At 48.0% G+C, this 15747-nt stretch carries 8 protein-coding genes; all 8 read left to right on the forward strand.

Annotation, left to right across the window (positions count from 1 at the left end):
• Nucleotide 1 precedes the first annotated feature (1 nt).
• The 8 genes from ACWB0I_RS00115 to ACWB0I_RS00150 all read left to right on the forward strand — a co-directional run bounded on the left by ACWB0I_RS00115 (nt 2) and on the right by ACWB0I_RS00150 (nt 15746).
• Nucleotides 2–1672, forward strand: a complete 1671-nt coding sequence (locus ACWB0I_RS00115; RefSeq protein ID WP_479385987.1) for a peptidylprolyl isomerase — start codon at nt 2–4, stop codon at nt 1670–1672.
• 8 nt (nt 1673–1680) lie between these two features.
• The gene (locus ACWB0I_RS00120) at nt 1681–4461 is read left to right on the forward strand and encodes a TonB-dependent receptor (RefSeq protein WP_479385988.1); all 2781 of its coding nucleotides are present in this window, start codon (nt 1681–1683) and stop codon (nt 4459–4461) included.
• Between the two features lie 15 nt (nt 4462–4476).
• On the forward strand, nt 4477–8244 hold the full coding sequence (locus ACWB0I_RS00125) for a hypothetical protein (RefSeq protein WP_479385989.1): 3768 nt from the start codon (nt 4477–4479) through the stop codon (nt 8242–8244).
• 38 nt (nt 8245–8282) lie between these two features.
• Nucleotides 8283–9311: a PorV/PorQ family protein gene (locus tag ACWB0I_RS00130; RefSeq protein WP_479385990.1), complete on the forward strand. Its 1029-nt coding sequence runs from the start codon at nt 8283–8285 to the stop codon at nt 9309–9311.
• A gap of 87 nt (nt 9312–9398) precedes the next feature.
• Nucleotides 9399–11639 (forward strand): carbohydrate-binding module family 20 domain-containing protein, encoded by a 2241-nt coding sequence (locus ACWB0I_RS00135; RefSeq protein ID WP_479385991.1) that lies wholly within the window; start codon nt 9399–9401, stop codon nt 11637–11639.
• Nucleotides 11640–11717: 78 nt separating this feature from the next.
• The gene (locus tag ACWB0I_RS00140; RefSeq protein WP_479385992.1) at nt 11718–13529 is read left to right on the forward strand and encodes a sodium:solute symporter family transporter; all 1812 of its coding nucleotides are present in this window, start codon (nt 11718–11720) and stop codon (nt 13527–13529) included.
• 146 nt (nt 13530–13675) lie between these two features.
• Nucleotides 13676–14860: an extracellular solute-binding protein gene (locus ACWB0I_RS00145; protein WP_479385993.1), complete on the forward strand. Its 1185-nt coding sequence runs from the start codon at nt 13676–13678 to the stop codon at nt 14858–14860.
• On the forward strand, nt 14853–15746 hold the full coding sequence (locus ACWB0I_RS00150) for a carbohydrate ABC transporter permease (protein WP_479385994.1): 894 nt from the start codon (nt 14853–14855) through the stop codon (nt 15744–15746). The genes ACWB0I_RS00145 and ACWB0I_RS00150 overlap by 8 nt, the downstream gene beginning before the upstream one ends.
• The last annotated feature ends 1 nt before the right edge of the window (nt 15747 follow it).

Consider the following 15747-nt stretch of genomic DNA (forward strand, 5'->3'; position numbering starts at 1 on the left):
TATGAAGAACGCTCTAAAAGCATGGATTTTAGCGGTTGTTATTCTCAGTTTTGGGTTAACGGGTTGTAAAAAAACGGTAAAGCTCGACGGCCAGACCGTGGCCATTGTCGGCGAGTACGCCATCCCTTTAGAACAGTACAAAAACAGGTACCAGGAATATCTGGAGGTAACCTATCAAAAAGACAATCTGTTTTTGCGTCTCGGGGTGTTGCGCAACATGATTAATGAAATTTTGCTAAAGCATTATGATGATAACCGCGCCATCCTCAACAGCGAGGAATTTCAAAACGATATGGCCTGGGTAAAGAATGAGATGTTGCTGGCCTATTTAAAAGAAGATGACATTTATTCTAAGATTCGGGTAACGGACAAGGAGGCCAGACAGGCTTTTGTGCGTTTAAATGAAAAAATTGCGGCTCGTCACCTGTACGCTCCCACCGAAGAGGAGGCCAATCGTTTGTACGAGTTATTGATGAAGGGGGCATCGTTCGATTCGCTGGCCAGAGAGGTGTTTACGGATTCGACCCTGAGGAGCAACGGAGGCTACCTTGGCTACTTTACCTGGGGCGACATGGATCCGGCCTTTGAAGACGCCGCTTACCAGATGAAGGTCGGTGAAATTTCGAAACCCGTTAAAACGGCTCAGGGCTACAGCATCATTAAAATAGAAGATCGGAAACGCGTGCCCATTTTAACGGAAACGGAGTACGTCAAGAAAAAGGGCCAGATTATCCGCTTTTTAAAAATTTCGAAAAGAAAGCAGGCAGAAAAAGAGTATTTGCAAAAGGTGGTCGATTTTAAAGCCTTTCAATTCGATGATCAGGCGGTGGACGCTCTGTTCAGGGCGCTCGAGGGGCAGTTACAACAAAAGAACAAAGAAAAACCGCTGGATCTGGGGCAGACCGTCGTTCGCTATCAGGTGGAGGCGTGGACCGCAAATGCACTGCTGTCATCCATTAAGAAAATTCCGGAATACCACCGCAAGCGGATCGATTCCAGAGAAAAGCTGAAAGCAGCCATTAAGGGGCTCATTGTCAATCAAAAGCTATTGAAGATTGCGGAACAGAAGGGATATGCCCGTTTACCGGAAGTGAAACATGCCTTAGACAATGCCAGGAACAATCTTTACCTGAAGTACAAACGTAAGTATGTTTTGCAAAACACCACGGTACCGGATTCCGTTCTGCGAAAATACTATCGCAAAAATATCTGGAAGTTTAAAGAACCCCGCAAAATCAATGTTCGGGAGATTCTGGTCGCCGATTTACAAACGGCATTGAAGATTAAAAAACAGCTTTTAGACGGCGCCGACTTTGCACAGCTGGCCCGAACCTATTCTTTAAGAGGCTGGACGGCAAAACAGGACGGAGAAACCGGATACGCCGAGCTGGATCGTTTTGGCAAATTAAAAGAAAAGTTCTGGCAGACCCCGGTGGGCAAAATCATTGGTCCGCTGAAAATTGAAAATGTGTACGGCCTGTTTCGCGTGGAAGGAAAGATCGACGCGCAACCGCAGCCTTTTGAGCAAATTAAAAAGCATGTGGAAGAAGAGTACAAGGGCGAAAATCAAACGGAAATCATGCGCGCCTACCTGCAAAAATTGAGAAAAAATGTAACGATTAAACGCAATTTAGATTTAGTCAAATCTTTTGTGCTTGAAAATAAAGAATGAGGTGTTTTATGAAGAACAGGTTGTTAACGATTCTAAGCGCAATATTACTGTTAACCGCTTCCCTTTTTGCCGGCACAACAGGCAAGATTGCCGGCAGGGTGGTCGATAAGGATTCCGGAGAGCCTTTACCAGGGGCCAATGTCTTTTTAGAAGGAACTTCGTTTGGTTCTACTACAGACCTCAACGGAAATTACTTCATTTTAAATGTACCTCCTGGCAGTTACACCATTGTGGCTCAGTACATTGGCTACCAGGAAGTGAAGATGACCGGCATAAAAGTTTCCATTGACTTAACCACGCGAATCGATTTTGAGTTGTCCGAAACAACCCTGGAATCGACTGAAGAAATTGTGGTGGTTGGCAAGCGGAAACTCATCCAGAAGGACATCACTTCCAGTCAGGCCAGCGTTTCGGCCGAAGAGATCGACGTATTACCGGTTACCGAGATGACCGATGTGTTGCAATTGCAGGCCGGTATTACCCGCGATGCTGGCGGCGGCTTTCACATTCGCGGCGGCCGTTCCAACGAAATTTCCTATTGGGTGAACGGCGTTTCCGTAACCGATGCTTTTGACAACAGCATGGGCATCGAAGTGGACAACAACAGTATCCAGGAATTGCAGGTCATTAGCGGAACTTTTAACGCCGAGTATGGTAACGCCATGTCGGGTATTATTAATCTGGTCACCAAAGAAGGCGGGCGAAACTACTCGGGCAATGTCAAAGTTTACGCCGGTGACAATGTAAGCAATTTCACCGATTACTTTTACTACATCGATCATTTTAATCCCCTGGCAGAATACAATGTGCAGTCCAGTTTGAGCGGGCCAGTTCCTTTTACCGGTAAAAAACTGACCTTTTTTGCCAATTTACGTTACAACAAAAACGACGGCTATCTTTACGGCCAGCGGCGCTACAATCCGGACGGCAGCTGGGCCAGCGCCGACACGCTTTTGCCGGTAAGCGCCAAAGACGATCCGCAAGCGCGCTATGTGGAAAAGAACGGCAAAATTTACAAGGTTGTGCCGCCCATGAGCGGCGAACCGGTTCCCATGAACTGGAGTAAAAAATACAACGCCCAGGCTAAAATCACTTACTACGCATTGCCCACTTTAAAATTCAACGCCGAAATTCTCTATTCCAGCCGTAATTTTCAGGATTACGACCACAGTTACAAATGGGAGCCGGACGGCAATGTGAAAAAGTTTTCCGATAGTTACAACACCTGGCTTTCCATGACGCACACGTTGAGCTCCAACACCTTTTACACCCTGTACGGCTCATTTTTCCAGAATGAATTTAAAGAGTATTTGTACAAAGACCCCTACGATCCGCGCTATGTTTACAGCGACACCCTGCAGCCCATTGCCTATGCCTTCCGCACAGCAGGCACCAACAACCATCGCTTTGACCGCATGACGAGGACGTACGGTTTGAAAATGGATTTTACCAGTCAGGTGAACAATCGGCATTTGATTAAGTTCGGCCTGGAAGGTAAATGGCATGTTTTAAACTTTGATGATTACTGGCTGCAGGCGGCGCGCGACGCCAGCGGTCAGATCATTTCTCCTTACCGGCCCATGGTTCCTGCTGATACCAGCCACATCCGGACAAAGTACACACGCAGACCCATGGAATTTGCCGCCTACATTCAGGACAAGATCGAATATGAAGACATGATCATTAACGTCGGTTTACGTTTTGATTACTTCAATTCGCGGGGTAAAGTTCTGGTGGATCCCAAAGACCCCAACATCTATTTCCCCTTGCGTGAAGGTTTGGACCAGTTAACTCTGGCCCAGCGTGAAAAGTATTTTTACAAAGACGCCACTCCCAAAATGCAGTTGAGTCCGCGTCTGGGTATTGCTTACCCGATCAGCGCCGATGGCGTTATTCATTTTTCCTACGGCCATTTTCTGCAAATCCCTTCCTTTGTTTATCTGTTTAACAACGGTTACTACCGTGTGGGCGAAACCGGTCAGTTTTACGGGCCTTATGGTAATCCGGATCTGGATGCCCAGCGTACAGTGATGTACGAAATCGGCTTGCAGCAGGGGCTGTTTGGCGATTTTAAGATTGATGTGACCGGTTTTTATCGTGATGTGCGTAACTGGATTTCCACCAGTCCGCTGTACATCACCTACAACCGGGTTACCTATTCGTTGTACATCAACAAAGACTACGCCAATGTAAAGGGCGTAACGGTCAACCTGAAGAAGCGCTACAGCGACCATTATTCATTTGACATCAGCTACACCTTTCAGGTGGCCGAAGGCAGTAATTCAACTCCGGAAGAAGAGTTTAATGCTGCCCGTTCCAATTTAGAACCCACTCTTATTTTGTTGCCACTGGACTGGGATCAACGGCATTTGTTCAATAGCACCTTTTACGTGGGCGGCGAGACCTGGGGCAGTAGCTTAATTGCCCGATTTGGTACCGGCCTGCCCTACACCCCACAAATCACGCAATACACTTCAGATCGTGGCATTCGCTGGGGATTACAGAAAAACAGTCGGCGTCGTCCCAATCAGTTTAGCATGGATTTACGCCTGCACAAGAACTTTACCGTGCAGGGCCTGCATTTTACGGCTTTTATGAACATTTACAATTTGCTGGACAGCAAGATTCCTGTGAATGTGTTTACCGATACCGGAAAACCGGACTACACCACGGTCCAGGTTCCGGAAGACCCGGTGAAGCGACCGAACACGGTGGCTGAATATCGCAGATTTCCGTGGCATTACGCGGAACCGCGTCGAGTTCAATTTGGCATTGATTTCAATTTTTAAATAGAGAGGTGATTCATGAAACAGGTGATCAAAATCTTTTCACTGATCTGGATTCTCATTTTTGCAACAAGCCTGTTTGCTCAGAACAATCAGAATCATCACGTTCCTTCAAAAGAGCGGGGTGATCCCAAATATCGCAGAAAAGCGCAATTGGAAGGCAATAACATTCGTACCACGATTTTCAATTTTGGGCACACCGGACGTACAGGCGCCGTACCCATTTATGAAGAAACGCCCTACGAATGGCCCAAAAACACAGGCAAGGTTTACCTGGCCCAGACAACCATCTGGTGGGGAGCCGAAGTGCTGGATGAAAACGGCGAAAAGCAGCGCATCGTTATTGTGGACAATGGCCGGACATCCGATGAAGGTAAAAGCTGGAATATTGAGCCCTGTCCGGGCTATTTCAACCCCAATTCAAACAGCATTGCCAATAGCGTCGATCCCAGCACCTGGCCGGCTTTCTGGCCCGACAAGATGAACATTGATCCAGAAAGCGGTTCTGAACCTGGCTGGCCCGGTAGCTGGAACGGTTATTTTGGGCAGGACAAATTTAACGCCGATCAGGAACTGTTCTACCGTGCTTCGGATGACCGCTACGACAACTATCTGTATTTTCCGGATTCTACCGATAAAACGCGCCACGGGCTGGGCATTTTAATGGATGTGCGGGCCATGGCCTGGTCGCAGATTCTGGTCAGCGATGTGGTTTATCTGCTGCACTTTTTGAAAAACGACGGCACCAAAGACATCGAAAAATTTGCCGTTACCTTTGGCGTGGCCGATTTTGTCGGCGGCGACGGCGATTCGCAGGATGACATCTCGGAATTTGACCTGCTGGAAGACATCATGTGGAGCCGGGACGCAGACAACAAAGCACCTACCTTTGGCAAAGACCCGGTGGGTATTGTAGGCGTAGCCCTGCTGGAAACGCCTGGCAATGCCCATGACCGCATCGATAATGATGGCGACGGCGAGGAGGGCGGCCCCAAGGTTACAGAAGAGATGTTGCAGGGCGAAGGCACGGAGGAAATTCTGGACAATCCGGGCGATCCCCGCAATTCCAATGGCATTGACGACAACCACAACGGCTTAATCGATGAAACCATTGCCCACATTCCTTTCGGCGATCAGGTGGGCGTGACCTATGCCGATGGCATTGACGCCAATGGCAATGCCGAAGAAAATAGCCCGCTGGTAACCGCTGAAATGGTGGATCAGGCCAAAACCGATCAGGTAACGGTGGACGGCGAAACCTACTATTGGAATCGCTGGCCGGCCAATGTGGAAAGCGATCCCATTCAAAAAGGACAAATCCATCTAATTATGGTAGATGAAACCGACATTGGCAAAGCCTTTAAGGATTACATCGATAATAACGACAACGGCGAAGACAACAGTCCGGTAGTGACTCAGGAAATGATTGATCAGGCCGCTCAGGACGCTCCCTACTACCGCTACCGGGTACCCAACAGCAACATTATTCTCTACGATCTGAAAGCCGAAGACCTGGGTAAAAAGTACGCCGACGGCATCGACAACGATGGCGATGGAGCTGTGGATGAAGATATTGATGAAGGCATTGACGAGATGATCGACGAGCGACGCGATGATTTTATCGATAATGACGGCGACTGGAACCCCATTTTAGATGACGTTGGAATCGACGGCATTGCCGGAACCAACGACCTGGGCGAAGGCGACGGCAAACCAACGTCCGGCGCAGCGACAGACGATCCTGGCGAACCGAACATTGATGACACCGACATCTCGGAAACCGATCAGATCGGTATCTCCGCCTCGGCTCGAACGCCGGCCGGCGGACTGAATTTGAACAGCGATGCTACTCTGTGGTTCGATTTCATGATCCCGGGCAAGTTCTACGATCCGCGTACCGTAGTGGCAGGCGAATACGATTTATGGGTTACTTCCGGTTATTTCCCCATCAAAGCCGGACAAACCGAGCCCATTTCTGTGGCCGTCATTCTGGCCAATGCCAATCAAAACGATCCCGATGGCCAGTTGCGCAAACAGGCCGTACTTAAAAAACGGATTCGCGCTCAGGAAACCTACAACAACGACTACCAGTTTGCCAATGCGCCTGTGACGCCCAAATTGACAGCCGTGCCCGGTGACAACAAAGTGACCCTTTACTGGGACGATTTAGCCGAAAAATCTTTTGACAATTACATTTACAAAATCGGTGGCAATCCTAACGATTTTGAAGGCTACCGCATCTACCGCGCTACCGATCCAGCTTTCCAGGACCCGCTGGAAATTACCGATGCCTTTGGCACCTTACGCTTCAGAAATCCCATTGCCCAATTCGACTTGATCGACGGAATTACCGGATTGGATTCCGTAGGCATTGACGGAGCGAACTTTTACCTGGGCAATGACAGCGGCTTGCGTCATACCTTTGTGGATTCTTCGGTTAAAAACGGCTTTACCTACTATTACGCCATAACCTCCTACGATTTTGGCTATCCGGCAGGGGGCATTTTGCCAACCGAAAGTCCCATTCGCGTAAATCTCCAACCGGACGGTTCGGTTATTTTGGGTCCCAATGTAGTGCGCGTTACGCCGGAAGCGCCGGCTGCCGGATATGTGCCGGCCACTCTGGGCACCATTGAGCACGAAGAAGGTTCCTCCACCGGCAAAATTTCTTATGAGATCATCGATCCCAATAAGATCAAAGATGGACATGTGTACTATGTGACCTTTGAAGATACCTTAAAACCAGGCAAAGCTGGCAAGCCCGATACATTAACCACTAAAAATTACACCCTGGTTGATTCCACGGCTGATTCCGTGCTGGTCTGGAAAAGTACGCATCTGGAAACAGAGTATGAGCAACCTTTAATAGACGGATTCCGCTTGCACTTTATTAATGAAGACCAGGTAGGTATTAATGCCCGTCTTTCCGGATGGCGTCCAAAGGATGTCAATATTCCCTCTTTTACCTTCCAGAAGTTAACGCAGAGCGTCGGGCCGGAGGGTGAATTTCGCGTTAACGATTATTTGATCATCTTTGGTGAAAAAGGGCTGGCAACCTCTACGCCGGGCACCTACGAAGGTAATTTTTATGACGCACAGGAGGTGAATTTTAAAATCATTAATCTCTCTTCCAATGAACCCGTGCATTTTGTGTTTGCAGAAAATGACACCATTGGTTCACCGCCGGGCTATTTTTCTTCCAACTACCGCGTGATTAAACTGGGCAATACAGAAATTAAAATTCCGTACAAAGACGTGATTGCCTTTCTGGAACCCAAGACCGTGGGGAATCGGGATACCCTGGTTTACACCTGGCAATTTTTCCTGAGCTCGATTCCCGATTCTACGCAGAGAATACCGGCGGCCGGCGATACAGCCAAAATCATATTGAAGAAGCCCTTCCTTTCACAGGATGTTTACCGCTTTGTGGCCAGAAGCAGCTATGTGAACAAACGCATGGCCAAAAGCGATCTGGACAAAATAAAAGTTGTGCCTAATCCTTATGTGGCCACGGCCGAGTGGGAACCGCGCAATCCGTACAATTCCGGTCGCGGTCCGCGTTCCATTCATTTTACCCATTTACCGGCCAAATGTACCATTCGCATCTTTACTGTAAACGGCGAATTGGTGCGCAAAATCGAAGTGGACAATCCGGAAGACAACGGGACGGCTTACTGGGATTTACTGACCAAAGACCATCTGTCGGTTTCTTACGGTGTTTACATTTACCATGTAGAAGCGCCGGGAATCGGAGAAAAAGTCGGCAAATTTGCCATTATTAAATAGAGCGCTTTTAACGAACTGAGAAAGTGAAGGAGAAAAAAGTGCGCAAAATAAAGATGATTTTTAAGAGTTTGTTGATGATCATAGTGATCAGCGCTCTGGCGCAGGCGCAGGGCGTAACTAAAACCGGTACAACAGCCGGGAAGTTTTTGAGTGTGGGCATCGGGCCGAGGGCCATTGCCATGGGCGGCGCCTTTACTTCCAGCGCCAACGATGCCACAGCCATGTACTGGAATCCAGCGGGAATCGATCAGGTTCCCACCAATCAATTTGTCTTTACACAAACCAACTGGTTTGTGGACATTAAGGTCAATTACCTGGGAGCGATTTTCAAAGCCGGCCCCTTGGGTACCGTTGGCCTTAATATGACGGCGATGACCATGGGCGACATGGAGGTAACTACACCAAAGAATCCGGAAGGCACCGGGGACTATTTCTCCGCAGGCATGTACGCTTTTGGCTTTTCCATAGCCCGTCATTTGACGCAGAAATTTATCATCGGCGCAAATTTCAAGTACATCCGCGAAACCATTTCTCAATCTTCGGCTCATGGTCTGGCCCTGGACATTGGCACCATGTTTGTCACGCCCTTCTACGGCATCCGTCTGGCTGCCAATATCAGTAATTTCGGCACCAAGATGCGCATGTCCGGCGAGGATTTGTTAATTCAGCACGATCCCAATCCCAATATCGCAGGGGACAATTCCAATCTGAACGCCTATTACGAAACGGAAAGTTTTGAGCTGCCACTGCGGGTACAAATTGGGCTGGCACGCGATTTTTATCCCCTTGCTGACCAGCGTTTGACCCTGGCTGTGGAAGCGGCACATCCCAATGATAACTCGGAATACATGAATCTGGGCGGCGAGATGGCTCTGTTTAAAGAACGTGTCTTTATCCGTGGCGGTTTTAAATCGCTGTTCATGAAAGATCGGGAAGAGGGTCTCACATTGGGCGTCGGTTATCGGACGCCACGTCTGGGGCGATTCTATTTAAATATTGATTATTCGTTCCAGGATTTTGTACATTTAGGCGATGTACACACATTTGGTTTTATTTTAACCTTTTAAAGGAAAGAAAGGGGGTGAAATCCAGAGAAGGGTAGTTAATTTTTTAAAACAACGTAACGATCCATTAACCAATTTAAGGAGGTAAGTATGAAGAAATTCGGCTTACTTATGTTCGCGCTCGTGTTTATGGCCTTTGCCAGCGCACAGGCAGTCAATGTGACCTTCAACTTAAGCATGAAGGTTAAAGTGCAGATGGGTGAATTTGATCCCATGACCCAACATGTAAGGATTACCGGTAACCTGGTTGATCCGCAATGGAGTCCGGCAGACGCGCCGATCCTGGACATGGTTGATTCAGTTAATTACATCTACAGCACTACGTTGGATATCGCCCCAGGAAATTACGAGTACAAGTACCTGATCGGCGATGCCTGGGGTAATGATGAGTTGCCAGGGCAAAACCGTTCGTTGACCGTGGGCGATACCGATATGAATCTGGATCTGGTTTACTACAACGATGTAATGAGCGTACCATTTAATCCTGCTCCGGAAGGCAAAGTAAATGTGATGCTCAGTGTTAACATGACGCGCTGGATTCAGAAGGGCGCATTTGATCCGGAGAACGATGTGGTTCGTGTAACCGGTACTATTACAGATCCGGATTGGAATCCGGCAGAAGCTCCAATTATGGAAGACGCGGACGGTAATTTTGTTTATACCACAACGATCCAGGTGGACATGGACAGTACTTATGAGTACAAATATTTGATCGGAGATGCCTGGGGGCGCGATGAGCTTCAGGGAAAACCAAATCGTTCTCTAACAGTGACGGATAAGGATACTGCTCTTTTCCCCGTTTATTTCGATAATGAACCGTATGTGGTCAATCCCCCGGCCAGTACCGATTCCGTTATGTTGACCTTGAACGTGAACATGCGCGTTCAGGTACTGGAAGGCAATTTTGATATTAATACTGATGTCGTGCGCTGTGCTGGTTCTTTTCAGGGGTGGTCTCCGGAAACAGCGCCGGATATGGACGATTCGGATGGAGATTCGATCTACACAGTCACCTATAAAGTACCCAGTAATGCCAGATACGAATATAAATTTCTCATTGGTACTACCTGGGGCCACGATGAGTTTAATAACCGTTCCGTTGTTGTCGATTCTACCGATAAGGTGCTTCCACCAGTATATTTTAATGATGACAGCATAGTAACTATTAAGAAAAATGGGAATGTGAAATTTTCTGTAAATACCGATGTGTTGATCGAAGTCGGACTCTTCGACCCGGCCGTTGATTCGGTTCACGTGCGTGGTAGTTTCAATGGCTGGAACTCCGACGACGCCGCCCGTTCGCACATGAATCAGAATCTGACCAATCCTCTGAACTGGTTCTTGAATGTTCCATTTGAAGATTTTGGCGTTGGCGATCCGCTTTTCTACAAATTCTGGATTATGAAAAAAGACAACATGGTGAACGGTGTGGCCTGGAACGACACCTGGGAACGTCCCACGCACACAGGCGGAGGCAACCGCACAGCGTATTTTGAAGGAACAGACAATCAGGAAGTTGATCCCGATTATTACGATCATATTCAACCGGATTGGGTTGTGCCGGAAGGAACGGGCCTGAAGGTAACCTTTAATGTGGATATGAGCCCGGCTGCGGATCCCGATTTGCAACCGATTCCTTTTACGGCAGGCGAAGATACCGTCTGGTGGATTTGTGAAGAGCCGGCTTTCTGTGTTACCCAGGGCTGGGAAGACACCGATGAAATGAGAGTACTGCCTTTAACCGATCCGGATGGCGATATGATCTACTCCGGAACACTGGAAGTGGCTGAACCGGCCTGGAATGGTTTTGTGTACCGCTATGCTTTTATTTCTGAAAGCGATGGCAAAACCTGGCAGTTTGAACCCGCCGGTTTCTCAAATTTTGCTTATCGTGCGCGTTTCGTCGGACAGGATGCCGCACGTAGTTTCCCCTTTAAAGAATGGAATATGCCGGTGGATACCTGGACCAATGCGGAATTGAAAACTGAGGATCAGGAAACCGATCCGTACAGCTCTTTAACGGCCATTGGCGACAAACCACAAACGCCAAAAGAGTTCGCCTTGAATCAGAACTACCCGAACCCCTTCAACCCAACCACGACCATCAGCTTTACGTTACCGGAAGCTTCTCGTGTGACATTGTCTATCTACAATGTATTGGGCCAAAAAGTCCGTACATTGATGGACAATCAGCTGGCCACAGCCGGTACACACGCCAGACAATGGGACGGCCGGGATGAAGCAGGTCACAAAGTAGCTTCTGGAATCTATTTCTACAAATTAGAAGCTGGCGACTTTTCTTCGATTAAAAAGATGGTTCTGATGAAATAATCTTTGAAATCCATAACCGATCTCTGGCTAAGGCCGGGGATCGGTTTTTTTTAATTTTTCAATTCCGGGGAGAATTACATGGCCTTAATTGATTATTTGATTGTCGTTGTGTATTTAACGAGCATGGTGTTGGTGGGGCTTTACTTTAGTAAAAAGGCCTCGCAGGGAATTAACTCTTACTTTCTGGGAGAACGCGGCATGCCGTGGTGGGCGCTTGGCGCTTCGGGCATGGCTTCTAACCTGGATATTTCCGGTACAATGATTAATACCGCCTTTGTGTTTGCCCTTGGCTTAAGCGGTTTTTTTATCGAAATCCGTGGCGGTGTAACTCTGATCATGGCCTTTTTAATGATCTTTCAAGGAAAGTGGAATCGGCGTGCGTTGGTGATGACCCTGGCCGAGTGGATGCATTTCCGTTTTGGTAAGGATCGGCAGGGGGATGTGGCGCGCTTGATTGCTGCCATTTCCGTGATCATAGTTACGATTGCCATGATTACCTATTTTGCCATTGGCGCTGGCAAATTTGTCGGCGAATTCCTGGGCATTCCTTCTTTCTGGGGATTGTCTTCGGAATTCTGGGCGGCTACGCTGATGATTGTCCTGGCCATGATTTACACCGTGGCCAGCGGTTTGTACGGCGTGGTCTGGACCGATGTGTTTCAGGGTGTGTTGATTTTCTTTACCATTATTTACATCTGTGTTCTGGCCATTACACAATTTCATCTGCCGGAAGTGTTCAATGTGTCTGTCCCTTTAAAAAATGGCGGATTTCTGATGCTGCCCACCAACAGAGAGGCCTGGACCAGCGTGATTCCACACTGGAAACTGAATTTGCCGGCTGAGTCGACTTATTCCATTTATAATTTGTTCGGCATTGCTATTTTGTTTTACCTGTTAAAGGTTACTCTGGAAGGCAGCGGCGGCACCAGTCAGTACATGATTCAGCGCTTTTTTGCTTCGCGCAGCGATCGCGAATCGGGTTTGCTCTCCTTATTCTGGACCTTCCTGCTCGGTTTTCGCTGGCCCTTTATCGCGGCCATTGCCATGATGGGCGTTGTGTTCGGCACGCAGCAGGGCGTTATTGCCGATCCGGAAAAGGTGTTGCCAGTAGTTGTAAATCAATTGGTGCCGATTGGTTTAAAAGGGGTTATTGTGGCTGGTTTAATGGCAGCAGCCATGTCCACCTTTGATTCTACGGTCAATGCCGGAGCGGCCTATTGGGTTAAAGATATTTACCAGGCCTACATCAATCCCCGGGCCTCAGAGAAAAAGTTGTTGTTGCACAGCCGTCTTTCATCGATTGCCATTGTGCTGCTGGGGCTGGGCTTTATGTTGTTGATCAACAATATTAACGAAATCTGGGGCTGGATAACCTCCAGCCTGGGCGCCGGAATGCTCATTCCCACTCTGGCCCGCTGGTACTGGTGGCGCATGAACGGCTATGGTTTTGCCCTGGGTACGGTAAGCGGTATGGTGGCAGCCGTGATTCAGAAAGCCCTGCTTCCCGGAGTGCCGGAATACGTGGCTTTCACCATTGCCACCCTGGCCTCTCTGGTCGGCCTGATCGTGGGAACGTACGCCGGGCCGCCTGCCAAAGATGAAGTGTTGTTCGAGTTTTACAAACGAACCCGTCCATTTGGATTCTGGGGACCGGTGCGCAAAAAATTAGGCCCGGAAGTACTGGCTCAAATCGATAAAGAAAATCGCAGAGACATCATTTCCACCTTTTTTGCCATCCCCTGGCAGGTCGTTTTGTTCCTGACCGGTATGACCGTTATAGTGCGCCGCTGGGATGAATTCTGGTGGTTGTCGTTGATTTTAATCATCCTTTCTGTGGCTCTGTATTTCAACTGGTTCAGGCATTTATCCACAGAGGTTAAAGTCGATTAAAATAAGAGTTTGAATAAAAAAATTGTTGTAAAAAAGTGAGTTTTCCACATTCAAAAGCCAATAAAATGAACGGATCCGATAAAAGCCAAATTGTAAAAAAATGGGTAACAATCATACACCTTATTGCCCTAACAATAATAATTACAATGGGTTGTGAACCTGTAAAGCAAAAAATTGTGGTCTGGTCTTCCATGAGGCCTCTGGAGCGGCAGCTTCTGGATTCACTTTTGCACGAGTTTTCCACAAGTTATCCACAATACCGGTTTGTGCAGTTATTCTATGCCCCGGAAGAAGCCCGAACCAACTTTATCATCAGTTCATTGGCAGGTAAGGGACCGGCTCTAATCCATGGTGCCAATGATAATATTGGGCCGTTTGTGGAGCTTGGGGTCATCCAGCCCATGGAGGCCTATTTTAGTCAAAGCGAGCTGGACGAATTTTTAAACGATCCCTTCCCGGCCAATACCTTTTTTAAGGGGCACCTGTACCAGATTGCCGATCGGGTGGGAAACCATCTTTGTCTGGTGTACAATAAGAGATTGGTGAAGAACCCCCCGCGCACCATGCGGGAATTGATCGAAATGGGAAAACAGTTGACCGTTGACGAAAACGGCGACGGAAAGCCTGAGCGCTATGCCATTGCCTGGAATTACACAGAGCCTTTTTTCTTTGTGCCTTTTATTACCGGCTATGGCGGCTGGTTGTTTGATGATCAATACCGTCCCACATTAAACACCGAAGCCACCAGAAAGGCGGCGCAGTTAATTTACGATCTGGTGAACAAATATAAAATCATGCCCAGGGAGGCCGATTACGAAATTGCCAACGCCCTGTTTAAAGATGGCCTGGCCGCCATGATTATTAACGGCCCCTGGTCGTGGAGTACCTATTTGAAGAACCATATTCCCATTGGTATTGCGCGGATCCCAAAGATTGATGAAACGGGGTTGTGGCCTGCTCCGCTGGTTTCGCCTATGGGTTATTCATTAAATAAAAATGTAAAAGGCCAGAAGTTAAAAGTGGTCATAAAGCTTTTGAAGTTTTTAACCAGCGACTCTGTCCAGCTGCGTTTTACAAAATTGAGTGGTACCATTCCTTCGCGCAAAACGGCTTTTGAAGACAGCCTGGTTCAGTACAATGAAATCATTCGTGCGGCATTGGACCAGTTACTGGTGGGCAGGCCCATGCCGGTGGTAACCGAAATGCGCTGGATCTTTGACGCCATGCGCCCGGCCTATCAGGGCATTTTTACCGGCCAGGTTACGCCGCAACAGGCGGTGGAACAAATGCAAAAACTGGCAGAAAAATTGATCAGGGAGAATCGTGAATAGCACCATTTTCAGTCGCAATAATCGCCTGGTTTACCTGTATGTGATGCCTGCGCTCATTGTGATGAGTTTGATTGTGTTGTGGCCCTTTTTGTACAATGTGGTCATCTCCTTTTCTAACATGAACCTGACCCATTTTAAAGACTGGCGGATTGTGGGCCTGAACAATTACTGGTCCGTCTTAAGCGATGGCACATTCTGGTACTTCTTTTTCAAAACCATTTTGTGGACGGTATTAAACCTGATTTTTCATGTGGGCATCGGTGTTATGCTGGCTTTAATCATCAATGAAGATATCAAAGCCAAATCGTTTTTCAGGACGTTGCTCATCTTACCCTGGGCTGTTCCGCAATACATCACAGCCCTAACCTGGCGAGGCATGTTCAATAGCGAGTACGGAGCGATTAACATTCTGCTGGGCCGATTATTTGGTATTGAATTTCCCTGGCTTTCCACGGAGTGGGGCGCCTTTGCCGCCTGTCTGATCACCAATATCTGGCTGGGCTTTCCTTTTATGATGATTGTGGCTCTGGGCGGCCTGCAAAGCATTCCGCGCAGCTTGTACGAAGCGGCCGAAATTGACGGCGCTTCTCGCTGGCAGCAGTTTAAAAACATTACGGTGCCGTTAATCAAACCCGTAATGGTGCCGGCCATCACGCTGGGCGTAATATGGACGTTTAATAATTTTAATGTGGTCTGGCTGGTCAGCAACGGCGGCGAACCTTCGGACAAAACGCATATTCTTGTTTCCTGGGTGTACAAAGCTGGTTTCACCTATTTCAGGATGGGCTATGCCGCGGCTTTTTCCATGGTCATCTTTTTCATCCTGTTGATTTTTAGCTGGCGTTTTATCATGAAAACCAAAGCAACCGAAAATGTGTATTCGTAAG

Source organism: Caldithrix sp. (assembly GCF_056497305.1).